This is a genomic window from Kineococcus gypseus (genome assembly GCF_050871305.1).
GTDB lineage: Bacteria > Actinomycetota > Actinomycetes > Actinomycetales > Kineococcaceae > Kineococcus > Kineococcus gypseus.
The window spans coordinates 16,207-39,355 of the sequence record NZ_JBJLRD010000004.1 but is presented as its reverse complement, the minus strand read 5'-3'; the positions used below and the strand labels follow the sequence as shown (position 1 = coordinate 39,355).

Sequence of the window (23,149 nt, the reverse complement as noted above, 5' to 3'; positions counted from 1 at the left end):
CCGAATTGCGCGCGGTCGCCGAACACGACCCTCGACATCCGACACAGGTGACCAGGCCTCCCGGGTACGGCAGGCTGAGAAGATGGACAGCGGCATCTCCTCCTCCTTCGCCGACGGACTAGGAGCCCTCGCCCACGGCCCACGCGTCCTCAGCACCGGCCCCGGCATCGGCATCGGCCTGCGCTGCGCCTTCGCCTACCTCGACGGGCTGCTGCTCTCCGTCGAGGTCAAAGCCCTCGGTCAGACCGCCCGCAACGCCTACGAGTCCGACATCCACCCCGGCAGCCGCAGCGGCCGCCGGCACCGCCCGCTGCTGCCGCGCAGCGAGGTGCGCTTGAGCGTGCCCGCCTCCGCTGCCGGCCTCACCCCCGACGGGGAACTCTGGCTGCGCCTGACACACCACTACGACAGCCGAGCCCACACCGCCCGCGGCTACACCGGCGACGACCCTGCGGGAGACCCCGGCGCCCCGGCCTACATCCACGACCTCGACCTGTGGTGGCCGAAGCTACCCGAGGACGCACGCCTGCCCTTGGAGGCCGGCTGGCCCGAGCTCGGCGCACCGATGACCACTACCGTGCTGGCCCTGGACAACCTGGACGGGCTGGCCGAACGGGTGGTGAGACTGGGATGACGACCAACGACCCGACCGGCGACCGGACCGGCGACCCGAGCCCCTACCCCCAACCCTGGGAGCCGGGGCAGCGTCCGTGGAAGCCGTGGCTCATCGAAGACTCGGAGGCGACCCGGCGCAGCCTGGGCGCCATCGCCCACGGCCCGGTGCTGCTGGCCAAGGTGCCCGGCATCGCCGTCGGGCTGCGCTGCCTCTTCGCCCACCCCGACCGCCTCACCGCCTGGCTGGTGGCCCGCGCCGACGCCGCGTTCATCCCCCAGGTCCTCCCCGCGCGCAGCGACGCTGAAGCCGCCGTGCAGGCCGCCTTGTGGGAGCACTGGCCAGGGCAGCCCAACGACCCCCTCGTCCACGCCTTCGTCGACCACATGCCGCAGCGACTCGTCCTGGGTCAGCGCAACGACGGCTACCGCGGATACGACGTGCTGCGTCTGTCTTGCGCCGTGCGCATCCTCGGCCTGCCCACCGACGACAAGCTCGGCTTCGAGGTGTCCTGGGGACCGGCCCTAGCCCCGACCACCACGACGCTGCACCTGCCCAACCTGCGCCAGATCGCAGCCTCCGCGGTTCCGTTCGTGGACGACGGACCGGCGTCGCCAGCGACCTGACGCTGGCCGGCACCGACATCACGGTCATCCCGCGGACAGAGCGCGGCCCGGGGCGGCCCGGCGACTTCACGGACTTGCCGATGAACGCTGGGTCGGCTCGACCTCAACCGCGCCCCACCTGTCTCAGGGCAGCTCTAGCGTGAACCTCATGACGACGAGCCGGGACGCCGACCATGGGTCTGACAAGGTCCCCACTTCCCATGCCGAAGCTCGCCCGGAAGGACTGGACGCCGCCGTGGAGGAAGAGGGTCAAGACCAAGAGATCTCTTACGCCGACCTCGCGCGTAGGGAACAGTCGCAGAGCGCTCTCGGTCTGCCGGTGCCGAACCCTCCGCACCTGCCCATGGCTCAGCTGAACGAAGAGGTCTTCGAGCGGGTGGTGGCCGAGGTGGTGGCTCAGCGGGCCACCTACAACGTGCTCTTCTACGGCCGTCGCGGTCAGACGCAGTACGGCCTCGACGTCGTCGCCTACACCCCTGACCGCGGGACAGTGCTCTACCAGGTCAAGCGCTACCAGAAGATGACCGCCGCGAAGCTGCGCAAGGCGGTGGTCGAGTACGCGGGCCGGCCCCGCCCTGTAGGGCACGACCTGCCGGCTCGCCGCTTCAACCCAAGCGTCTTCGTGGTCGTCACCTCCGCGACCATCGAGGACACCGCTGTCAACGACGAGCTTGAGGACCTGCGGCGTGAGTACGCCGGGGACCTGGAGATCGAGCTGTGGGGCGCAGCGCAGCTCAACCCCTTCCTGCGGGCCCGCTCCGCCTTCGTCACCGCCGTCTTCGGTGCCGCCTGGGCCACGGCGTTCTGTGGTACCGCCGCCAGTCCCACCTCCCCTGGAGACCCTGATCCGCAGGGACTCATAGACGGCCCCACCAGGGCGCTTCGCTTGGAGTCTCGAGTCACCGATGCCGAGGCAATGACCAAGACGGACCCTGCCGCCGCGGCCGAGCTGTACGCGAGCGTGGCTGCAGAGCTCGACGCCGCGTCCTTCCCCGGCCAAGCCGCGCAGATGCGCTCGCATCAAGCCGGCGCCGCCCGCGCCGCGGGCGACCTGCCCACATCCTTCCGGTTGCGCGTGCAAGCCCTGCTCGCTCAGCTGACCCGCGGCGACGCTGTCCACCTCTTCGAGAGGGACAGCCTCCGCGAGGACGCGGAGGCACTCGGTGACGTGTGCCAGGCGAAGTGGACACTGCTGGCGGCCGCAGCGAGATGGCAAGACTCTGGCGCTGACCTCCCAGCGGTCACCGCCGCGGCCACTCGTCTGGCAGCCAGCGGGGACCCCGACGCCGCGACTCTGTGCTGCCTGACGCTGGAACACGCCCTTGTCGACGGACTGTTCGACTTCACCCCACCGCGCTCGCTGAGTGTCGACCTCGACGAGACCTCACCGACGCACCTGATGTCCCTGCGCGTGGCGGCTGAAGCTGTACAGACCAACGACGACGTGCTGACGGCTCGGCTGCGCTGCGCCTTAGCCGACGCCAGCCTGCAAGTGACCTCGACTCTGACCGACGTCGACGCCGCCTACCGCGACCTGCTGGATGACGCCAGCGACGAACTCCTCACCCCCGCCAACGGCCTGGTCTTTGCCCGCGCCGCGTACGCCTTCGCCACCCACAGCGGTCTCGAGCGGGCGTTCAAGCTGTGGCATAGAGCCGCCCTGCACCACAGTCGTGTCGGCTACTACGGCGACGCCCGCCACGCCTTGCGCTCCCAGGAGAGTGCCTACAGTGACGCCGGGCAGTGGCTCCTGCGCGACCTGCAGGCCTTGGTGCAGTCCATGCCGAATCGGCGGCAGCTGCTCGAGGCCCACTACGACCCGGCTCTGTCCGCCTTCGAGGAGGCCCAGAACGAGAAGTGGCCTAGTGCCTTCGCGGCATCGCGGCGATGGCTGCGCGAAGCCCGCCTCTCCGGCGCCCTCCTGGACGAGCAGCTGGCCTGGCGGCAGTACGGGCGCGTGCTGCGCGCTGCTGACAATCCCGCGGCGGCGGTCGAGTGCTTCGCCAGGTCTGGAGATCTGAAGGACGCCGTCGCAACGGCACGCCCCCTGCCCGAGCGCACCGCCATCTGGGCTTTAACGCAGTCGCAGCAACGCCGGCACCGCGCCGTGGCCATCGCGGTGACCAGTGCGCAAAACCGCTTGGTCCCCGATGACGAGGTTCCCCCCTTGGCCGATGCACTGCTGACCTTCGCCACGGGCATGTGGGAAGTACCCAATGCCAATCCGAACCCTCAACGCGAGGCCCTTAAGGCACTCGACAGCTTGGGGGAGCGGATTCCCGCTGCAGCCATCGACGGCATCTTGACCCTGGTTGAACCGGCCCTATCTCACCCCACCAGCGTGAGCGGCGAGGTCGCGCACCTTTTGCTCAACGCCTTCTACGCCGTCCCTAGCAGGCAAGATGACCTCGGTGCAGCGCTGATGAGGATGGCGCGTCTGAGCAACGCCACGGACGACCTGTGGGGCATGGTGCGAAGCATCGCCACCGCCGCAGACCGCGCCCCACTGCTCGAGATGATCACCATGCTGGCCAACCAGGGTGACGAGTCGGCGATCGCCACCCTGACGGCCTGGAGCCACGACCACCCCGGCGCACAGCTCACCGCCCGCCGCGCGGCTGCCGTGCTCCTGCGCCGCTCGGTCGGGCACGACCGCACCAGCTTCAGGGTCAGCACCCAGGAGCGCGCCGTGGCCAAGGCCATCCTCGCCCTCCTGGACGCCGCGGAGCAGGAGGAGATCGGCGCCGAGCAGCTCACACCAGAGCACTGCTCACCGGTCGGCGCGGTCATCCTAGAACAGGTCAGCGACGAGGAGACCGGGGAGGAGGTGATCGGACTTGGCCTCGACGAGGCCAGCCACACCGCTGCCGGTGATCGGCACGAGCTCCTCGTCGCCGTCGCCGCCAAGCTCGTCGACCTCACCAACGACGGCAAGGACAGCGCCGAGTCCCGCGTGAGTTCACTGCAAGCTCTGCGTCTTCTCATCCCCCGCCTGCCCGCTGACGTCGCCGCCAGCTATGCGCACGCGCTGATGGACCTGCACGACGACCCGCGCTTCTCTCTGCACGACAAGTGGTCGATGGGCTCCAACAACAAGCTCAGCCGGTTCCGGATGGGTACGGATGCGGACCTGCTTCCCGCCTACCTGCTTCTGGCGGCTGCGGAGGCGTTCCAGCGCGCTGGTGAGGCCGGCCACCCGCTGAAGGACGACGCAGACTTCGCCGCAGGCATCATCTCCCGGGCGTTGCCGCTGCTGCGTGAGGAGGAGAGGTACGCACGCCCGGGAGCATTCGTCGTCGCAGCCATCGCATCGACCGCGCCCGGCTTCGCGCAGCACACCCACGGACTGCTCATGCACCCGCTGCCCATCGTGCGAGCCGTTGGAGCTCAGAAGGCGCTATTACACAAGCGCCTCGTCACCGAGCTCGCCAGCGACCCCGCACCCCTCGTGCGTCGGTCTCTCGCTACTCGACATGAGGAGCTTCCCGAGGACGTCGTCGAGCAACTGAGCAACGACCCCGACGCTGCAGTGCGCCGGACAGCTCGCGCCCTGCCGGGCGCCTAATCGCCTGACGCCTCGATCCAGCACGTCGTGTCACTCCGCTGCGCGACGGTGCTGGGTCATGGCGCTAGCCGCGTGCGCGCTCATCCCGCTGTCATGGACGTCGACGACGTCGCGGTCTTGGCGATGACCAAGCGGACGGTGGTCCGGTGATCAGGCTGTGGAATCTCTGGTCAGAGCCGAGCAGCGAAGTCGGCCACAGCGCAGGATGCACTCATGGGCCGGACACAGGTGAGCTTGCACAGCGTCGTGGCAGGGGCGGTCCTGGCCGTTGCTCTGGCCGGCTGTGGCGAGGGCGGCGACCTCGCCTTCCACAACGACGGACCCGACGACGTGAGCGTCGTCTCCGACGGGGAGACCTCCACTGTCCATGCGGACGGCGGGATGGTGGTCCTCGATGCGGGGTGCACGGACGGGGATGTCCTGGTCACCTTCCCCTCGGGCAAGACCGTCACCGTCCCAGGCCCCGTGTGCCCCGACCAGGAAGTCGTGATCCACGACCAAGAGGTCGAACTCCGTACACGCGCTGATGGCTAGGTCAACCGCGCGGTCATCCCGCCGACCACGCGCGGTTATGGCCAGCCGTCGGTCACCGGCACACGACTCGGCCTGCGGTCCCACCCTTGCGAGCGGCACCTCACACGCGCTGGGCCAAGATCTCACGCAACCGCTCACGCGCCACCGGCTGCTCATCGAGGAACGCGCACGTCACGATCAGCTCCTCGCCCACCAGCCAACTACCAGCACCAGCCAGCGGCAGCTCGGTGACGTACAAGGCGAAGGCTCGGGCACCACGACCCGCCTCTTCCTCCAGCTCACGCACGAGCTCGCCGGCCGCCACCCGCTGGTGCCGACGGTGCGGCGGCAGCGCGGCGTGCTGCTGGCTGCGCATGCGGCTGCACCAGCGCAGCCCGTCCATGAAGTGCGCGGCCAAGACGGCCCTGAGCTCAGGTCCGTCGGCGACCTGCTGCCACTGCTCCTCGACCGGCATCGGCAGTGACTGCGGTACGTGGACGTCTCGACGTCCCCACCAGCGCGCCCACTGCTCGGCGGCTACCCGCACATCCACGCCCGGTACCGGCCGAACCGGCACAGCCGGCGCCAAGGGCGGCAGATCGGGTGTCATCACCGGCTGCAGCCCAGCGGCGTCGCGGACGTAGAGCGCCGCCACCTCCGCCTGGGGAAAGTCGCTGTAGCTGACTTGCCAGCTCGCTCGCGCGTGAAGGTGCATGCCTTGAGCTTGGCAGCGGCGCACCCTGGTGTCCGTGATCCATGCGGTCGACCGCAGCGCAGCTCTCCGACTGGCGCACGCTCATCCCGCTGTCGTGGCTGTCCGCTCGTGCCGACGCCTGAGCAGTCGCTGCTCGACCAGCACCGTGAAGGGTCAGCGGAAATCGCGCACGAAGCGGCGTTCCAGGCGCCCCGCGGACCCGCGCTCCTCGACGGCGTCGGTGGCCACCCAGCCCGCGCGCGCGTACACGTTGATCGCTCGCACGTTGTCGGCGATGACCCACAGCTCACCGCGGGGGAAGTCCGCCCGGCGGGCGTGCTGGCGCACGTGCTCCAGCAGCGCCCGGCCTGCTCCCGAGCCCCAGGCTTCGGGGTCGGTGGCCAGGTAGCGGACCTCCAGGCAGTCCTCCTGCGGGACGAGGATGCAGAACCCCACGGCGGACTGGCCGCGGCGAGCCAGGTGCAGCGATGCGCCGGCTGCGGTCAGCGCCTGCTGGATGCCGGTCAGCTTGTCCTCGATCGAGGGCACCGTCGGCAGGTGGTCCCGCTTGGCGGTGGCGCGGGCCCAGATGCCCGCCGCCTCGCGCTGAGCCTCGAGGCTGGCAGTGAGCTCGACCACCGAGTGCCCGTCCGCGACCTGCATGCGTTCAGGATGCCGGGTGCCGTGGAGCGAGCGATCACCGCACCCGACGCCACGCTGCGGTCTCCTCCTGATGCCGCCTGTCGTGGACTGACGGGGCCCAGCACCTCTCTGAAGCACCTCGCGGCCATCCCGCGATCTGAGCGCCACCCGACCGTGCGCTGGGGTCATGATCCGCTGGACAGGCCCTATGAGCGCCGCGGCGCCCAGTTGGGTGGGCCGACGCGTTCACGCTCTACCCCGAGGGTGTCATCAGGCGCGAGTGGCCTTGGCGCTCGCTCGGTACTGCCAGAGCGTGGTGCGGACACAGCCCTAGCGCTCCAGTCGCTCGTCGGGTCTGCAACTCCTCGGCAGCTGCTTCGTTGCCAGATCGAGCACCCAGCGATTCCCGACGATCCATACCCCTAGAGGCACGGCGCTCGCCGCGAGCCACTCGTCCCATCACGCTCAACGGGCGCCGCTCGGGCCCGGCCGGCCGGGGTGACGCGTCAGGCGGCGCAGTCGTTGCAGATCAGCTGCCCACCGCTGCCATGGTGAAGCTGGCTGCGGTGCTTGACGAGGAAGCAGCTGGCGCAGGTGAACTCGTCCTGCTGGCGCGGCAGCACCCGCACCGACAGCTCCTCACCCGACAGGTCCGCCCCGGGCAGCTCGAAGCCCTCCGCCGCGTCGGCCTCGTCCTCGTCGACGCTGGAGGACGACGTCTTGTCAGTGCGGTGGGACTTCAGCTCCTCGATGGAGTCGGCGTCCAGGTCCTCGTCGGTCTTGCGCGGTGCGTCGTAGTCGGTCGCCATCGGTGCCTCTCCTTACGTCTTGCACGGTCCGCCCCACGCTCCGCCCAGCTCTCCGGCGGCTCCGTCTCAGCGGGGCGCCGTGCTCAACCATGGCGGGTCCATCCGCATGCCCGCGCCACGCCACGGGTGTCACCGCATGATGGCGCGGCCGTGTCGACACCGCTCGCGGCCTCGTCGGCTCGGTGTCGGCTCGCCGCACACGTGGATGCGCCCGCTTACGGCGGCACCAGGGCGGCACCAGGGCGGCACCAGGGCAGCACCAGGGCGGCACCAGGCGGCAGCGAGCGCCGGCGAGCTCGGTGGCCAGCGCAGGTGCCTCCGAGACTCGGCGCGGGGAATGCCGCTGCGGTACCGGTGCTTGTAAGGGGTGATCGACCTGCTGCATGTCCCCGGGCCTCACCTTCAGCCACCTCGAGTGGCCACTCGCCGAGAGGCGACTGCCGGGTCGATCAGCACGTCAACGGCCGCCGGGTCCTAAGGACCAGGCGGCCGTCGTGCGCCCGCGTCCCCGGCGTTGCCGGGCACCTGCCCTGCCGGGCGCCTGCCCTGCCGGAAGGGCTGGCTCTTCCTCCCGGGCGTCGGAGAGCCGGGTGCTTGCTGGCCAAGATCAGGGCGTTCACGCGTGGGTGATGTCAGCGCTGGGGCCGTACCGCCAGGGCGTGGTGCGGACGTAGCCGTAGCGCTCCAGGCACGCGTCGAGCTCCTGGTGCGACCACAACAGCCGCACGGGCATGGCGCCGGCCTCCAGCAGCTCCAAGGCCTCCGCGGCGTCCATGCCGTCGTCGATGGGCAGCCGGCTGTGCTCAGCGCCGTTGGCCATCGTCAGCACCAGTTCGTCCTCGCGCAGCGTGGCAGTCAGTTGAAGCGGAGGCAGCACGGGAACGACGCTACGGCAGCAACGTCAGGAGACCGCCCGGGCGCAGGCAAGGTGGCGGGTGCACCCGGCGACCCCGCTCACACCTGGTCCGAGCGCTCGGGGGTTCCCAGGTCCAAGGCGCTGACGGGTGCCAGCGCGCTTCCGTAGCGCCGCAGCGTGTCCACGCGGACCGTGGTGCCCGCCCAGGCTTCCCGGCGAACCTGACGCAGCTTGTGGGCCAGTCGGCTCTGCGCGCAGGTGGCGTCGCGCAGCGGTGTGCTCCCGGTGGCGTCGGCCTGCTCACGCAGGTCTGCCGGCAGGTCGACGATGGTCGTCCACAGCTCATCGACCGCGCGGTGCAGCGCCTCCAGCTCGGCGGCCTGCCGGGCGTCCAACTGGATCCGGCCGTCCTCGTGCGCCACGGCGAGCTCGTCGAAGGTCCGGCGGATCCAGGCGGCGTCCTCGGTGAGCTCCTGCGGCAGGTCCTTCTGGATCCTGAGGGTGGGCACCTTCACGGCCACCGGAGTGCTCGCTCGACGTTGGCCGTCCCGGGAGCGCCTACGCCGTCGCTCGGCCTGCACCGCGCGGCGCTCCCGGGCCTCCAGAGCTTGCAGGTGCTGCAGCTGGTCGGCATCGAGGTGTCCAGCGTGAGCAGCTCTGGCACGTCGGCAGATGTCGTCGAGCTCGCCGAGCGCCATCCAGCTGGCGCGGGTGCGGCGGCGCAGCAGCTTCCGGTCCAGAGCTGTGATCCGCCGCCACTTGTCGTCGCTGACCCGCACGGCCTGCCGCAGCCACACCCGCTCTGTCACGGGCAGGCGGTACGCGGCAGGGTCGGCCATCGCCGCCCGTGCGTGCGCGCGCCGGTAGCTGAGGTGGGCGATGACGGTGCACGCGGCCGTGGCGGCCAGGTACAGCAGCATCAAGCTCGCGAGGATCCCCACCACGAGCAGCAGTGATGAACCGGCCGAGGCGGTCAGCGCTTCGATCAAGGGTGGGTCGATCATCGCGGGCTCCTTCGCGCTGCGATCGAAGACCGAGGCGTTCGAGCGCGGGGTCGACGATGCAGGTGGACGGTAGGGGGTGGTGCGAGAGGTGTCAGCGCCGTGCTTGGCACCCCGCGGGCGCCGAGGCCCGCCGCCGGGGAGGCAGGCCGCCGGGGAGGACTGGGGTCAGCGCTGGCGGAAGTCGGGGTTGATGATCTGCCAGACCTGCGCCTGCCCCAGGCCGGTGAGCGCCTGCAGCTGCGGCTGGTTGCACTGCTCGGGGTAGAGCTCACGGATCAGGGCGTCGCGCACCCGGCGGGCGCCGGCCCAGCGGGCTTGGGTGGTGATGAGCTCGCGCACGGCCTCGGGCAGCTGCTCGCCGGCGCCGGCGACGTGCTCGAGGCCTGCGGAGCGCGCCCGCTCGCTCAGCTCAGCGCTGGTGGCGTCGCGGTACCAGGCCTTGTCCGCCTCGGCGGTGGGGTCCAGGCCCAGGCCGCGGATCTCGCGGGTGCGCCACGTCGGCTGCGCCACCCCCAGGCTCTTGTAGAGGACCGGGACCTCGTCGTACAGACTCAGCGAGAGCGCCAGGCGGTTGACGGCCTGGTTGGCGGCCTGCTCGACCTGCGCCTCGCGGCTGGTGCGCTGCGCGGCGGCGCTCAGGCGCGCCTTGACGTCGTCGGTGCTGCCGGCGCTGACGGCGGCCAGGAAGCGCGCCGACTCCGGCGCGGGCCGGCCTCGAGCCGGCCCGACCTCACCGACCACGGCGCGGACGTCGGGGGAGTCCGCGTCCACGCCCGGATCCAGGACGCCCAGGTCGGCCAGGACCTCCACGGTGGCCTGCCAGCGCCAGCGCCGGGCGAGGTCGGCATCGAGGGCCGGCAGGCGCGAGGGGCCGGAGCGGGGCACGACACGGCGAGGCACGGGCACATCATCGCGGTGCGCGGCCGCTGGCAGGGGCGCCGGCGCTCTCGGCGCGGCGCGCGGCACCGTGCGCCAGGCGCCGGCAGGCCGGCGGGCGCGAGCTCCGCTCAACGCTCGCGCCGTGGAGGTGGCGGCTGGGGTGGGGGTCACGAGGACTCCTTTTGTGCTGAGGCCGGCGGTCGGGGACCGGTGCCCTGCCCCGACGCGGTGGGGCAGGGCACCGGTCCCCGACCGCGGGCGGGTGGTGCTCACCGGCGGGCCAGCAGGTGAGCGAGGACGTGCTGCTGAGTGAGCAGGTCGGTGTTGTCGGGGTCGGCGTGCTGCGCGGCGTTCAGGACGGTGGAGGTGTGCGGGTCGCACAGGACGGTGGCGTGGCTGCGGTGGCGGGAGAGGGCCACGCACAGGCGGCCGGGGTCCACGGCGAACTCGGGAGCCTCGCGGTACCCGGCCAGGGGGTGGATGACCACGACGGCTTCGCGTTCGAGGCCCTGAGCGGCGTTGGTGGTCGCGCACAGCACACCGGGCAGGTCGGCCAGGTGCGCGGCGACGGCGCACTGCTGATCGACGTGCGGGGTGATGACGGCGACGTCGTGCGCGGTCAGGGGGCGCCCGCCGGGGTGCTGGGCGTCGACCACGGCACAGTGCAGCAGTTCGCGAACGCGCGCGGCGGCGGCGGCGGGCAGCGCGGGGTCCGAGGGGCCCGCGCTGGTCGCCACGGTGCGGGCGCTCAGCTCCGGCAGGCGCGCGCCGTGCTGATCGTGCTGCCCGTGCTCGTGGGTGCCTTCACCGGGTGCGGTCAGGTAGCGCTCGGGGCGGGCGGAGGTGAAGGGCAGGTCGGGGTAGAACGCGGGCTGAATCAAGGCGGTGGTCTCCGGCCCCAGCCGCCAGGTGTAGGGCAGGCGCTGCTTGGTGACGTGCTCGGCGCCGTAGCGGGCGGCGAAGGCGTCCGGGGCGGGCTGGTGCGGTCCTGCCGCCCAGGTGCGCCAGCGGTGCACGGAGCCGGTGACGACGGGGCGGATCTGGCCGGGGTCGCCCACGCAGACGACCTGCGGGGCCAGCGAGCCCAGGGCGAGCAGGCTGGCGGCGGTGGCCTGCCACGCCTCGTCCACGAGCAGCACGTCGCAGGGCCAGGCGGCGGGGTTGGTGACCTGCCAGCGGGCGGTGGTGGCGACGACCACGCCGCGGTAGTTGCGCAGGCCCGCGTCGCTGATGAAGGCCACGTCCGCGGCCAGGCCGCTGGGTCGGTGCTTGTCCTTGCCCAGCAGGGCGACCTCGGGGGTGCCCGTGAGCGGGTCGCTGTCCGCGCCGTCGCTGGCTGACGTGCCGGTGGCGGCCATGACCTTGCCCAGGCGGTTGGCCACGTCGAGGGCCTGCGCGCGCGTCTGCGCCGCCACGGCCGTCAGCAGCCCAGCGCGGTGCAGCAGCTGCTCGGCCAGCTCGGTGATCAAGGTGGTCTTGCCCGCCCCGGGCGGAGAAGCGATCTGCACGAAGCGGTCGCCGGACCAGGTGGCGAGCAGGGCGCGGGCCAGCCAGGGGTTGCGGTAGTGCTCGCGAGCCGGGGCGGTGGGAGTCGGGGCGGTGGGAGTCGGGGCGGTGGGAGCCGGGGCCGGGGCCGCTGTCGTCGTCGCCGCAGTGTCCTCGCTCGGGGTCCGGGTGGCGGGGAGCTTCCTCATGCTCTGAACACTAGCGCACTATAGTTAGTTCGGCAAGGGGGGTGCGCTGCCCTTCACGCAGCACCTCGCTGCTGACGCCGCAGCCGCCGGCGCTCGCGCTCGGAGAGCCCGCCCCAGATGCCGAAGCGCTCGTCGCGGGCAAGCGCGTACTCCAGGCACTCCCGGCGCACCTCGCACCCCTGGCACACGCGCTTGGCCTCGCGGGTGGAGCCGCCCTTCTCCGGGAAAAACGCCTCGGGGTCGGTCTGGGCGCACAGGCCCAGCTGCTTCCACGCACCGTGCTCGCCCGCGTGCACGAGCGCTCTCGGCCCACCAGCGCCGAGCTCAGCCGGCTCGAGGCGAGCAGCCGCCTCGTGGCCGGCCTCGTGGTCGCCCGCCTGCGCGCGCGCCGGCGTCGTGGTGCGACGAGGCTCGCGGGGCGGATCCTGCAGCTGCTCATCGGACACGGCTGGCCTTCTCTCATCATCGGGTGCGGGTGGATCGGACGGGTGGACGCGGGTGGGGTACCCGGGTCCCTGGTCGAAGCAGGGGCCTGAGCGGTGCGCTCGCCGGTCAGCGCCCGGCGAGCGCACCGCTCAGCGGGTCAGTCGTCCTCGGCGGCGGCCATGAGCACGTCCCAGGGCACGTCCCGGCGCGCGCGCGGCGGGGGAGTGGCGCGCACCATCCAGTTGCCCCGATCGCGGTAGCGCGTGCTGAGGTTGCGCTTGCCGTGCTCCTGCTGCTGCGCGCCCACCGGCTCCGGGCGCACCTGCACGCGCACACCCGGGCGTACCACCAGGGCGCGGGTCTTGAGCTTGTGCTGCACGACCTGCCCCAGCGTGACCACCAGGCGACCGTCCTGGCCGATGCGCGCGGCCACGACGGTCGCGGTGAACTGCCCACCGGCGCAGGACCCTGACGCGCCGTAGGTGCCGGTGACGACCTGCCCGGCGCGGAAGCGGCTGACGAGCCGGTCGGCCAGCACCTCGAACTCCGGTTCCCTGGCCGCCACCCAGCACACCTGACCGGTCAGCACGGTGCCGTCGAAGCGGGCGCGGTCGGCCACCAGCGGATCGTGCAGGCGCATGGACTCCCACAGCTCCGCCGCCTGGCAGCGGGTGGTCAGGCCCATCGACGCCTCCACGAGGTTGTCGCCCTTGCGGAAGTTGACCCCGGCCGCGATCCGGTCGAGCAGGTACGTCCACGAGCGGTCCTCGCGCCCGACCACGGCGTGCGCCCCGGGCAGCGGCGAGCCGGTGTCCAGCTTCGCCGCCAGGCGCAGCAGGGACTCGCCGGTGCCGTCGATGCCTGCGGGCCGCGCGGCCGGTGAGGCACCGCTGCCCGGCCCGAGCGCACCGGAGGCAGGGCCGACGCAGTCCGTGCCCAGCCAGCGCTCCCACGTCTGCCAGGTGCGCTCCGCCTCCGGCGCCTCCCCGAGGATCCACCGCTGCGCGCAGGCGCTGGGCACGACGAGCACCGAAGGGCTGCCGGGGTGGTCCGCGCGCGCCAGCCACCAGTCCACGATCGCGGCCTGCGCCTCCCAGGGGCCGCCCGGTGCCACGTCGGCCACCAGGTGTCCCAGCATCGCCAGCGTGGCGTGGCCGGCCACCACCAGCGTGCGCCACGACGGCACCAGCTCATCGTCGCCGTCCTCGCCGTCGGCCCCGGCGTGCTCCGGTGCCTGCTGCGCCGGAGCGCCGCCGGCACCCGTCAGGCGCACCCGGCTCTTGGGCAGCGCGTGCTCCACCCCGACGCCGACGGCGGCCAGCGCGCGCAGCGCGTCCGCGCCGTGCGCCCGCTCGGTGCGGAAACCGGGGCCGCAGGCTCCCGTCCCGGCGCTCGCGGAGCTCTGCGGCGCGGCCTCCGGCGTCGGCGTGGTCGCGCTGAGCGCGAAACCGCCACCGCTCAGCGCCTGCAAGGTGATCGCGACCGGCGCGCGCAGCTGCGTGATCGAGGAGGCCGCCGCGCGAGGAACCGGGCGGGCGGTGCTGGCCGCGCGCAGCCGCGCGGCCAGGTCGTAGTGGGCGGTGCTCATCGCTGGTCCTCCGGGAGATCGGGGCGGGGGGCGGGCGCGTCGCCGCGCTCGGTGTCGTGCTGCGCGCGCTGGCCGCCGTCGCTCTGGCCGTGCACGCGCTCGGTGGCCGACCAACCGGCCCGCAGCGCATCGGCGACCGCGGCCAGGGGACTGTCCTGCGCGGCTTCTCGCGCCCCGCAGGCGATCGCGGTCACCTCGTCCAGCGTGCAGTCGGTCCCGGCCAGCACGGCTGCCGCGTACGCGCGCAGGGCTGCGGTCACGGCTGCGGGCGCATGCAGCGCGGTCGCTTCCTGCGCGGCTGCGCCGGTGCTCTCAGAAGGTGACTGCATGACTAAACACTAGCGCACTATGAATAGAGCAGCAAGAGGTGGTCCGCGGGCCGGCGCCGGCCGCGGCCGGCCACCCCCGCGCCAGCCACTCCCGGGGGCGCGCCGTAGTCGCACCCCCGGCAGCGCCGCGGCCCGCCTGGCTCGCCGATCAGTCGGCGGTGGCGATGCCCACCGTGTGCGCCCACGACGGCACCGCGTACGGGTTGCCGCCGTCGGGTGCCACCGGAACCTCGCCGGTGGAGTTGATGATCCCCGCGATCAGGCTCGCCCGCGTCGGCGTGGCTGGCCACGGGGTGTACCCGTCGGTCAGCACCACGATCACGTCCGGTCGCGGGCGCAGCGCCTCGGCAGCGGCGATCCCCACACGCATGTCCGTCCCGCCGCCCCCGGCCAGGTCGATGCTGCTGCCCAGACCGGCCAGGCGGCGCACGTGCGTGGTCGCGGCCACGTCCGTGTCGCAAGCCAGCACGGGCACACCGCGCCCACGGATGCCCGCTGCGCGGACCACCCCGCCCACCTCGGCCACCGCCGCGTTCAGGTGCGCCGCGCTCATGGACGCCGAAGTGTCCGCCACGATCGCGACCGTGATCTGCCGGTCCTGCGCCCCGGGCAGGATGAAGCCGGGGACGCGCACGCGGGGCAGCCGTGCGAACGTCTGCTCCCGCCGCCCCGCCTGGTAGTGGATCGCCCGGCGCACCAGGGCGGGCAGCAGGCGCTTCCAGTCCAGCGCCGGTGCCCGCAGCTGGTCCTCCGCCCAGCGCGCCAGGGAGGCCGGGACCGTTCCGCGCCCGCTGGCGGCGTGCTCGCGCACCGCCTGTGCGGTGGCGCGGCGGATCAGGTCCCCGCGCGCCGGTCCCACCGGCGCGGCCACCCCCTCGGGCCCCGAATCGCTCTGCCCCAGCTCCCAGCCCGCCGCCGGTCCTCCTGCGCCGGAGCCGCACCCGGCCTCGCCCTCGTCGCTCTCGTCGGGGGGCAGGCTCGCGCACAACTGCTGGAAGTAGGACTCCTCGAACCCCCCGGGAGCCAGGTCCAACGCCTCGGGGGTGATGACCCCCTCAGGCAGCGGCACCGACTGCGCGAGCAGGCCGGGGTTGATCGCCGCGTCGGTGGCGTAGTTCCAGGCCAGGGGGTGGCGGTGCGAGCCGATCACCTCCCCGCGTCCGGCGTGGTCGCGCACCATGTGCTCGACCTCGTGGCCGAGCACCCCGCTGGCCTCGGCGGTGCCCCACTCGCGCAGGCTCTGCGGGTCGATGTAGAGGCGCCAGTACCGATCGACGGCGAAGGTGCCCAGGCCCTCGGCGGCGAGCGGACGCAGCGCCAGGATCGCGTGCTGGAAGTACGGCAGGTGCTCGAAGGTGCGCAGCCGTGCCAGAGCGAACGCCTGGTGCTCGTCGTCGGTGAGCGGACGCAGCTTGGGCACCTGCGCCCCGCTGGCCTGCGCGCCGGGAGCCTCGGCGCTGACCGCCGCGCTCACGCCGCCACCGCCGCGTCGGTGAAGTTCGACGGCAGCACCCCGGCCTCGGTCAGCGCGCCCATCAGCTTGCGGGCGCTGGCGGGCGGCACCGTGTTGTTGGGTCGAGCGGCCATGAGGTTGCGCACGTTCGCGGCGGCCAGGTCGGGACGGCCCGCCTGCGCAGCCACGCTCAGCGGCCCCCACGCGGCCTTCCAGGCCACCACGGTGCCCCGCTGCACCGCCAGGGTGACCACGGCGTTGAGGATCGCCCACGCGACGTCGTCGCGCAGGCCCGCCCACGCGATGCTCTCCGGCTCGCGCGTGACCTCGTCGGGGTCGGGCAGGTCTGCCTCGCGCCGCCAGGCCATGAACTGCTGCGCCGCGCCCTGGCCCACGAGCCCGGCCACGGCCACCGTCTCCGCCTCGGTGCCCTCGGGGTCGGAGGGGCACGGTCCCAGCGCCGCGAGCACGTCGGCCACGCGCTCCCACTGCCGGTGCGAGGGCCAGGCGCGCCCCTCCTTGTCGGGCTGGCCGTGGGGGCGGTCGTGCAGCAGGGCCGGGAACTGGCGGATGAACCCGGTGACCACGGCGCGGGTGACGGCGCGGCGCTCGGGCGTCGGGTCCGGCAGGCCGTCGAAGGCCCCCGCCGGCAACTGCCAGCCGGTCGTCATACCGGCGATCCACGCCTCAGCGCCGGTGGGGAAGTCCAGGTGCAGGAAGCGGTTGGCCAGCGGTCCGGGCAGGTCGTCACCGTCGACCGACAGCTCCGGAGGGTTCGCGGCGGCGATGATCTTGACCTCGCTCGGCAGGGTCAAGTCCCCCACGCGACGGTCCAGGGCCACCGACAGCAGCGCCTTCTGCGCGTCACCGGCGATGGTGACCTCGTCGATCAGCAGGTGCGTGGTCTCCCCGGCCGCAGCGCGCACGGCCCAGGCGGGCGGGATCAGGGTCACGTGCTCGTCGGCGCTGACGTGCGGCAGGCCCTGCAGGTCGATCGCGGTGTGCTTGTACGGCTCCACGACCTCGCACCGGCCGCCGTCCAGGCGGGCCAGGGTGCGCGCCATGCTCGTCTTGCCGATACCGGCGTCGCCCCACCACAGCGGCACGATGCCGACGCGCATGGCGGCGGCCGAGACGCGCAGGAACGTCGTCAGGCTCAGTGCCGATGACGCGGTCTGGGAGTTCACGCTGGACGGCTGGGGGGACGGCTGGGTGCTGCGCATCGGTGGCTCTCCATCGTCGCTGGGCTGGTTCGTCCGCGGCTCCGGGTCGCTGTCCCGGTGCCGCAGTAATGCAACCATAGCAGCCTAACGAGGTGTGTGCAACCTCGTGTGTGATGAGTGGGCGGAACTTTCTGTGGCGCCCGCATCGTTAATGCGCTATTGTTACGAGTGTCCAGAGGCGGTGCTGGTCAACCTTTCTCACGGATCTCGTTGGTCGCCACGCCCGCCGGTGGATCGGCCGGCCCGGCCAACCCGGCCGCGACCGCCCGCACTGCCGGCACACCTCGAAACCGGAGCACCCCGTGATCGGTAGATACCTCGATCTCTCCACCGCACACCTCGGCGCTCGCGAGATGCACGATGCCGCACACCAGCTTCACGGCAGTGGACCTCGAGTCATCGCTCATGAGCACGGCCTGTGGGTCCACGTCAGCCAGGAGCCTGCGGAGGCCTTCGAGGGTGAGACGGTTCATCTGCGTGAGAGCTTTCCCCACCTGCTCGCCGCCCTGCGTCTGGCCCGCGTCCTGGGCTCGGACGTGTTCTGGATCAACTTCGACGCCGACGGTGAACGGCACGAGCAATTGCCCGTCTATGAGTGGTGAACGCGCCGCCGTCCGCGGCCGTCCGGGTCGGGGCGGCGCTGACGGGGCGGATGGGGCGCCGGCAGATCCGCCGACGTCGGTGGCGCTGTGCGGACGCGGGGTGGGCTCCGGGCACACTGGAGCTCATGAGCTGGCTGCTTGCCCACCGCCCCGCCGACGCCGATGACGCCGTGCGGGTGGTGATCGACGCCGCTACCAGCGCCGAGGCCATCGCCGAGCTGCGCGCGCAGATCCCCGCCGACCACAAGATCCTCTACGTCATGGCGGCCGACGAGAGGGCTCCTGTCGCCCTCGCTTGACCCGCCAGTGCCGCACCACCTCGAGCGCGGTACCCAGCCCTCACCGGGGCGTGGCCGCCGGACCATGACCTCCGGGCGCCTGAGGCGCTCCTATGGACCGCCTCATGCGGCCCGCACGGGCGCCGTCGGCTCAACCCGGCGTGTCTCGGCTTGACGCCCAGCGCACCAAGGTCGCTAAGCTCCCAAGCCAGTCGAACACGCGTTCGATAGGCGGGGGGGAGGTCTGGTGTCCAGCGAGGCGCACATCGTCGAGGACGCCGGAGTTCCGGTCGCAGTGCTGCTGCACGGCCGGCACCTTGTGGTGCACCACGCCCACCGCTGGCACGAGCGTCCCGCCATCCCCTGGTGGCGCAGCCTGCGCCGCTTGCCCACCACCGGCAGCGGTCACGGCCACAGGGGCGCTCAGACGTCTGCCGCTGCCTCGCAGGCCGGGGTCACGGTCGCAGGCGCGAGCACCGTGCGGGAGGCTCCGTCGGACCTGGTGGACCTGGTGGACCTGGTGGACGTGGAGCGCTGGCAGCTGCAGGCCCGCGCCTGCGTCGACGCGGCCTGCCGCTGCTGCCGCACCGCCGCGGGTGAGCAGGCCGCACCCACCAGAACCGACGACAGCGCCGACGAGATCGACGCGTTTGACGGGATCGACAAGATTGATGCGTTCGATGCGTTCGATGCGCCCACCTACGAGCACAGCAGCGCCGCCGCGGTCCTGCTCGACGCGGTGCGCCGCTCCACCGGCTGGCAGGTCCTGCACATGGACCTGGTGAGCGCGGAGGCGGCTGCCGGCGCCCACGGCGGTGAGCACCTCGACGAGGTGCTCACCGACCTCCCCGAGGACTCCGTCCCGGAGCCCACTGAACTCCTCACGCACGTTCCTGGTGAGCGATCCGCACAACACTGCCCCGACCGTGCAAGCGGCGGCGGCAGCCTCTCCTCCACTGACACCTCGATGCGACTCGAGCACGTCAGCGGAGTCTTCCCCGGGCAGGTTGTCTCCAGCGCGCACGGACGGGGCGGGTCGAGCACAGGCTGACGGCGGCGCATGTCGTTCGCCCACCTGCACGTGGCCAGCAGCTACAGCTACCACTACGGCACCGCCTCCCCGGCAGACCTGGTGGCCGCAGCGCTGGCCGACGGAGCCGATACGGCCGCGCTGACCGATCGCGACGGGATGCACGGGCTCATCCAGCACGTCGGCGCATGCCGCGCCGCAGGCATCGACGCCATCGCCGGCGTGGACTTCGCCCTCGTGGAGGAGCCCGACAGCGCCGCAGCACCCGCCCACGAGCCAGCCTCCGGCGTCTCCGACGCTCTCGGTGAGCACCGTGCCGGGGCGCTGGCCGGCGCGCGCCGACACGCCTCACCCAGCCGCGTGGTGGTGCTCGCCCACGGGCGCACCGGCGGAGCGGGCTGGGCGGCCCTGTGCCACCTGACCACCGCAGCGCACGGCACCGGCGCACGCACCGCACGGAGCGCCGATGCACAGGAGCTCACGGCGCCGGTGACACGCCCGATGCCGGCGATCACACGCGCTCAGCCGGCGCGGGCCTTGAACACCCCACCTCCCGCCCCGCGCGCCGGCTCGACCTCCAGCGCCGCAACCGCGGAAGAACACCACGACCGGGAAGGCGGAAGCCGAGCCGAGCAGAGCCACGCGCCGACGGGTGCTGAGGAGGCGGTGCTCAGCGTGCTGCTGGGCGCGGACACCGACGTCGGCCGTGCCCTGGCCAACGGACGCACCCGGCTGGCGCGCGCCGCCTGGGCTCGCTGGTGCTCGTTGCTACCCGCCGGTGTCGCCCCCACGCGCGTCCTGGCCGCGGAGATCGTGTGCCACCTGACCGTCGAGGGGCACCCGCGCTCGATCTCGGTGGCCGCCCGGATGCTGCGCACCGCCGCCGAGGCCGGCATCCCGGTGGTGCTGACCAACGCGGTGCGCCTGCTGCACCCCGGGGAGACGATCAGCGCCGACCTGGGCGACGCGGTCGCGGCCCTGCGCGCGCTGGAGGACCTGCACGCCCCCCGGCGCACCGGCACCCGGGCACGCACCTCGCCGCCAGCGCCAGGAGGCGCCCACCTGCCAGGGACGAGCACGCCGGCCCTGGCCACGTCGGCGGGGGATCCGTTCGGGGGGCACCTGCGCGGTTCCCTGCTCTCCCCGAACGCGCAGGCCTGGCTGAAGCCGACCGCCGCGATGCAGCGCATCGCCGTCGAGGTCGCCGCAGCCGCCGACCTGGGAGCGCACGGGGTGAGGATGCTGCTGTCCGGCACCGCCGCCGTGGTCGATCGCTGCCGGCTGGATCCGGAAGCGGACCTGGGATGGGGGACCGCGCGCACCCCGGAGGTGGCGGTCCTCAAAGTGGCGAGCTCCGCGATGGGTGAGCTCGCCCAGCGCTGCACCACCGGCCTGGAGCACCGCCACGCCGGCGCCTCCACCGCCCGCCGCCGGCGCGTCATCGACCAGGTCGCCGCGGAGCTGGCCGTCATCGACGCCCTGGGCTACGCCACCTTCTTCCTGGCGGTGCACGAGACCGTTCGCCTGGTGCGCGGCATGGGCGTGCGTGCCGCCGCTCGCGGCTCCGCGGCCGGCAGCGTGGTCGCCTGGTTGCTGGGCATCTCCAACGTCGACCCCTTGGAGCACGGCCTGCTCTTCGAGCGGTTCATCTCCGAGCGGCGCGAGTCGCTGCCGGACATCGACCTGGACGTGGAATCCGCGCGCCGCCACGACGTCTACCGCGCCATCGCGCGGCGCTTCGGTGCGCAGCGGGTGGCGCTGATGGCGATGACGCAGGCCTACCGCGGTCGCGGCGCGGTGCGCGACGCGGGCATGGCCCTGGGCGTGGACGAGGAGCTGATCGACGACGTGGCCAAGAGCCTGCGCGGGGTCAGCGCCAAGGGTCTGCGCGCTGCGCTGGCCGAGCGCCCCGAACTGCGCGAGCTGGCGCAGCTGGTGCGCGCGGACCGGCAGCTGGACCTGCTGGTGGATGCCTCCGCGTTTCTGGACCGCCTGCCGCGGCACACCTCGCTGCACCCGTGCGGCATCATCCTCTCCGACGCCAGCTTGGCCGCCCGCACTCCGGTGCAGCCGTGCGGGATCGAGGGCCTGGCCATGTCCCAGTTCGACAAGGACGACATGGACCCCATGGGCTGGCTCAAGCTGGACGTGCTGGGGGTGCGGATGCAGTCCGCCATCGCCCACACCCTGCGTGAAATTGAACGAACCACCCCGCCGCCCAGCGAGCCGACCACCGAGGCCGGCGGCGACTCCGGCAGCGAGCCCCACGGTTGCTCCGGTGCTGGCCCGCGCGAGGCAGTACCGCACCCGCGCTGGAGCACGCCGCCAAGAGCCCACCGGCCGGCAGTCACGACCGAACCTGCAACACCCACCTGGGCAGCGCCGCAGCCGGCAGCGCCCGAGTCGGCGCTCCTCCGCGTCGGCGGCGCACCTGACCTGGATCGCGTGCCGCTGGACGATCCGGCCACCTTCGAGCTGATCCGCTCCACCCACACCCTGGGCGTCTTCCAGGTCGAGTCCCCCGGCCAGCGCGAACTGCTGGGCAAGTTCCAGCCGGCCACGTTCACCCACCTGGTCATCGACGTGGCCCTCTTCCGGCCCGGCCCGATGGCCAACGACATGATCACCCCGTTCCTCGAGGGGCACCACGGCTGGCGCCGGGTGCACCTGCCGCACCCGGACCTGGCCCCGATCCTGGGGGAGACGCACGGGGTGGCGATCTTCCACGAGCAGGTCATGCGGATCCTGGACGTCTTCACCGGCTGCGGGCTGGCGCGCGCGGACGTGCTGCGCCGGCACCTGTCCGACGCTGCTGAGCGCGCTGAGGTGGAGCGCTTCTTCCGCACCGCGGCCACCGAGCGCGGCTACGCACCCGAAGCGGTGGAAGCGGTGTGGGCGATCGTGGCCGGGCACGGCGGTTTCGGTTTCGCCCGCGCGCACGCTGCGGCCTTCGCCGCGACCACCTACCACTCCGCCTGGCTGAAGGCCCACCACCCGGCGCAGTTCCTGGCCGGGCTGCTCGAGCACGACCCGGGGATGTACCCGCGCCGGCTGCTGCTGGCCGAGGCCCGCCGCCTTCGGGTTCCGCTGCTGGCGCTGGACGTGCAGCGCTCCACCGGTTCCTGGCGCTGCGAGGTCCTGCCCGACGGACGCACCGGCATCCGGGCGGCGCTGAGCCAGGTGCACGGCATCCACGAGAAGGAGGTCCAGCGCCTGGCCGCCGCCCAGCCCTTCACCGACCTGCACGACCTGATCGAGCGGGCCCGCCCGCACGCGCCCACGCTGCGCCGGCTGGCCGCGGTCGGCGCCTTGGACACCCTGGTGGGCGTGGGCACCCACCGCTGCGGCACGGGGCGGGTGCTCAGCCGCGGGGACCTGCTGGCGCACCTGAACGCCACCCGCCCCCGCCGGCACAGCGCCTCCCCGGAGCTCGGCAGGAGCCCTGCCCGCCAGGGCCTTCAGGACCGGCCGCCGGGCACCAGCGCCCCGGGCGCCAGCGGTGCCCCCGCGGCCGTCGGCCAGGCGACCGTGCCGGTCCAGCTGGCCGTGCCGATCGACGACGCCGGCCACCTCTTGCCCGCTCCTTCAGCACCGGCCACGGCCTCGACCACTGGGTGGTCGATTGACGACGAACCTGGGAGCCCCGACGGCCGCGCTGCCTCGGGGCACCGGCGGATGCAGCAGGTGCGCACCGAGCTGGAAGTGATGGGCCTGGACCTCAGCGAGCACGTGCTCAGCACCCACCTGCCCCGCCTGGCCGACTGGGGCGTCGTGCCCGCCGAGCAGCTGCTGGCCCGGCGCACCGACGCCGACGTCCTGGTCGCCGGGGTGCGGGTGGCCACCCAGAGCCCGCCCACGCGCAGCGGGCGCGCGGCGCTTTTCCTGACCCTGGACGACGGCACCGGCTGCGCCGACGTCACCGTCTTCGCCGACGTCCAGGCCGGCACTCCCCACCGGGTGCTGCTGCGCTGCTCGCTGCTGCTGGTGCGCGGCCGGCTGCGCCGCACCGGCCCGCGCGGGGTGAGCGTCCGCGCGCTGCAGCTGTGGGACCTGCAGGCCCTGCTCACCTCGGGGCGGGCGCCGTCGTGGTGAGCAGCGCACGGTTCAGTGCGGGAGGAGCGCAGCGGATGCTCACCGGAGTGCCCCACGTCGAGCGAAGCTCACAGCGTCTTCAAGCCAGCGCGGCGCAGGCGAGCGCGTGCGTTGCGAGCGGCTCGCCAGTCGCTGCTGGTGCCACCGACGGCGATGGCCGGCAGGCCCGGGTCGTCGGGATAGACGAGGCACCCGTGCTTGGTGTCCACCACGCGCCACCCCGCACGCCGGGC

At 72.9% G+C, this 23,149-nt stretch carries 20 protein-coding genes; 8 read left to right on the top strand and 12 right to left on the bottom strand.

Going from position 1 to position 23,149, the window contains the following annotated elements; genetic code table 11:
* Positions 1 to 82 precede the first annotated feature (82 nt).
* From ACRYMN_RS02110 to ACRYMN_RS02095, 4 genes are all read left to right on the top strand, one after another.
* A complete protein-coding gene (locus tag ACRYMN_RS02110; RefSeq protein ID WP_432491480.1) occupies positions 83 to 634 on the top strand; it encodes a hypothetical protein in 552 nt (183 codons plus the stop codon).
* Entirely contained in the window at positions 631 to 1,239 is a 609-nt protein-coding gene (locus ACRYMN_RS02105; RefSeq protein ID WP_432491478.1) for a hypothetical protein, read from the top strand. The genes ACRYMN_RS02110 and ACRYMN_RS02105 overlap by 4 nt, the downstream gene beginning before the upstream one ends.
* A 148-nt stretch (positions 1,240 to 1,387) precedes the next feature.
* Positions 1,388 to 4,804, top strand: a complete 3,417-nt coding sequence (locus ACRYMN_RS02100) for an ATP-binding protein (protein WP_432491476.1) — start codon at positions 1,388 to 1,390, stop codon at positions 4,802 to 4,804.
* 213 nt (positions 4,805 to 5,017) lie between these two features.
* The gene (locus ACRYMN_RS02095) at positions 5,018 to 5,338 is read left to right on the top strand and encodes a hypothetical protein (protein ID WP_432491474.1); all 321 of its coding nucleotides are present in this window, start codon (positions 5,018 to 5,020) and stop codon (positions 5,336 to 5,338) included.
* Between the two features lie 100 nt (positions 5,339 to 5,438).
* On the opposite strand, the gene ACRYMN_RS02090 is transcribed toward ACRYMN_RS02095, so the two are convergent.
* From ACRYMN_RS02090 to ACRYMN_RS02035, 12 genes are all read right to left on the bottom strand, one after another.
* Positions 5,439 to 6,032 (bottom strand): hypothetical protein, encoded by a 594-nt coding sequence (locus tag ACRYMN_RS02090; RefSeq protein ID WP_432491472.1) that lies wholly within the window; start codon positions 6,030 to 6,032, stop codon positions 5,439 to 5,441.
* A gap of 153 nt (positions 6,033 to 6,185) precedes the next feature.
* The gene (locus ACRYMN_RS02085) at positions 6,186 to 6,674 is read right to left on the bottom strand and encodes a GNAT family N-acetyltransferase (RefSeq protein WP_432491470.1); all 489 of its coding nucleotides are present in this window, start codon (positions 6,672 to 6,674) and stop codon (positions 6,186 to 6,188) included.
* 485 nt (positions 6,675 to 7,159) lie between these two features.
* Positions 7,160 to 7,462, bottom strand: a complete 303-nt coding sequence (locus tag ACRYMN_RS02080) for a DUF4193 domain-containing protein (RefSeq protein ID WP_432491468.1) — start codon at positions 7,460 to 7,462, stop codon at positions 7,160 to 7,162.
* A gap of 616 nt (positions 7,463 to 8,078) precedes the next feature.
* The gene (locus tag ACRYMN_RS02075) at positions 8,079 to 8,339 is read right to left on the bottom strand and encodes a hypothetical protein (protein ID WP_432491466.1); all 261 of its coding nucleotides are present in this window, start codon (positions 8,337 to 8,339) and stop codon (positions 8,079 to 8,081) included.
* Positions 8,340 to 8,416: 77 nt separating this feature from the next.
* Complete coding sequence (locus ACRYMN_RS02070) at positions 8,417 to 9,322, bottom strand: hypothetical protein (protein WP_432491464.1); 906 nt, start codon at positions 9,320 to 9,322, stop codon at positions 8,417 to 8,419.
* A 165-nt stretch (positions 9,323 to 9,487) separates the two neighbouring features.
* Positions 9,488 to 10,222 (bottom strand): serine/threonine-protein kinase, encoded by a 735-nt coding sequence (locus ACRYMN_RS02065; protein WP_432491462.1) that lies wholly within the window; start codon positions 10,220 to 10,222, stop codon positions 9,488 to 9,490.
* A 248-nt stretch (positions 10,223 to 10,470) separates the two neighbouring features.
* Positions 10,471 to 11,895: an AAA family ATPase gene (locus ACRYMN_RS02060; protein WP_432491460.1), complete on the bottom strand. Its 1,425-nt coding sequence runs from the start codon at positions 11,893 to 11,895 to the stop codon at positions 10,471 to 10,473.
* A 53-nt stretch (positions 11,896 to 11,948) separates the two neighbouring features.
* On the bottom strand, positions 11,949 to 12,191 hold the full coding sequence (locus ACRYMN_RS02055; RefSeq protein ID WP_432491645.1) for a WhiB family transcriptional regulator: 243 nt from the start codon (positions 12,189 to 12,191) through the stop codon (positions 11,949 to 11,951).
* A 287-nt stretch (positions 12,192 to 12,478) separates the two neighbouring features.
* Positions 12,479 to 13,909, bottom strand: a complete 1,431-nt coding sequence (locus tag ACRYMN_RS02050) for a hypothetical protein (protein ID WP_432491458.1) — start codon at positions 13,907 to 13,909, stop codon at positions 12,479 to 12,481.
* Entirely contained in the window at positions 13,906 to 14,238 is a 333-nt protein-coding gene (locus ACRYMN_RS02045) for a hypothetical protein (RefSeq protein WP_432491456.1), read from the bottom strand. The genes ACRYMN_RS02050 and ACRYMN_RS02045 overlap by 4 nt, the downstream gene beginning before the upstream one ends.
* Positions 14,239 to 14,386: 148 nt before the next feature.
* Complete coding sequence (locus ACRYMN_RS02040; RefSeq protein ID WP_432491454.1) at positions 14,387 to 15,712, bottom strand: vWA domain-containing protein; 1,326 nt, start codon at positions 15,710 to 15,712, stop codon at positions 14,387 to 14,389.
* Positions 15,709 to 16,878 carry an ATP-binding protein gene (locus ACRYMN_RS02035; RefSeq protein WP_432491452.1) on the bottom strand — a complete coding sequence of 390 codons (1,170 nt, stop codon included), beginning with the start codon at positions 16,876 to 16,878 and terminating at the stop codon, positions 15,709 to 15,711. Before ACRYMN_RS02035 ends, ACRYMN_RS02040 begins: the two co-directional genes overlap by 4 nt.
* A gap of 338 nt (positions 16,879 to 17,216) precedes the next feature.
* On the opposite strand from ACRYMN_RS02035, the gene ACRYMN_RS02030 reads away from it, so the two are divergent.
* The 4 genes from ACRYMN_RS02030 to ACRYMN_RS02015 all read left to right on the top strand — a co-directional run bounded on the left by ACRYMN_RS02030 (position 17,217) and on the right by ACRYMN_RS02015 (position 22,916).
* On the top strand, positions 17,217 to 17,516 hold the full coding sequence (locus ACRYMN_RS02030; RefSeq protein WP_432491450.1) for a DUF5983 family protein: 300 nt from the start codon (positions 17,217 to 17,219) through the stop codon (positions 17,514 to 17,516).
* Between the two features lie 125 nt (positions 17,517 to 17,641).
* Positions 17,642 to 17,815: a hypothetical protein gene (locus ACRYMN_RS02025; RefSeq protein ID WP_432491448.1), complete on the top strand. Its 174-nt coding sequence runs from the start codon at positions 17,642 to 17,644 to the stop codon at positions 17,813 to 17,815.
* Positions 17,816 to 18,041: 226 nt separating this feature from the next.
* Positions 18,042 to 18,845, top strand: coding sequence for a hypothetical protein (locus ACRYMN_RS02020; protein WP_432491446.1), 804 nt, complete (start codon positions 18,042 to 18,044; stop codon positions 18,843 to 18,845).
* Between the two features lie 9 nt (positions 18,846 to 18,854).
* Positions 18,855 to 22,916, top strand: coding sequence for a PHP domain-containing protein (locus ACRYMN_RS02015; protein ID WP_432491444.1), 4,062 nt, complete (start codon positions 18,855 to 18,857; stop codon positions 22,914 to 22,916).
* Positions 22,917 to 23,149: the final 233 nt, after the last annotated feature.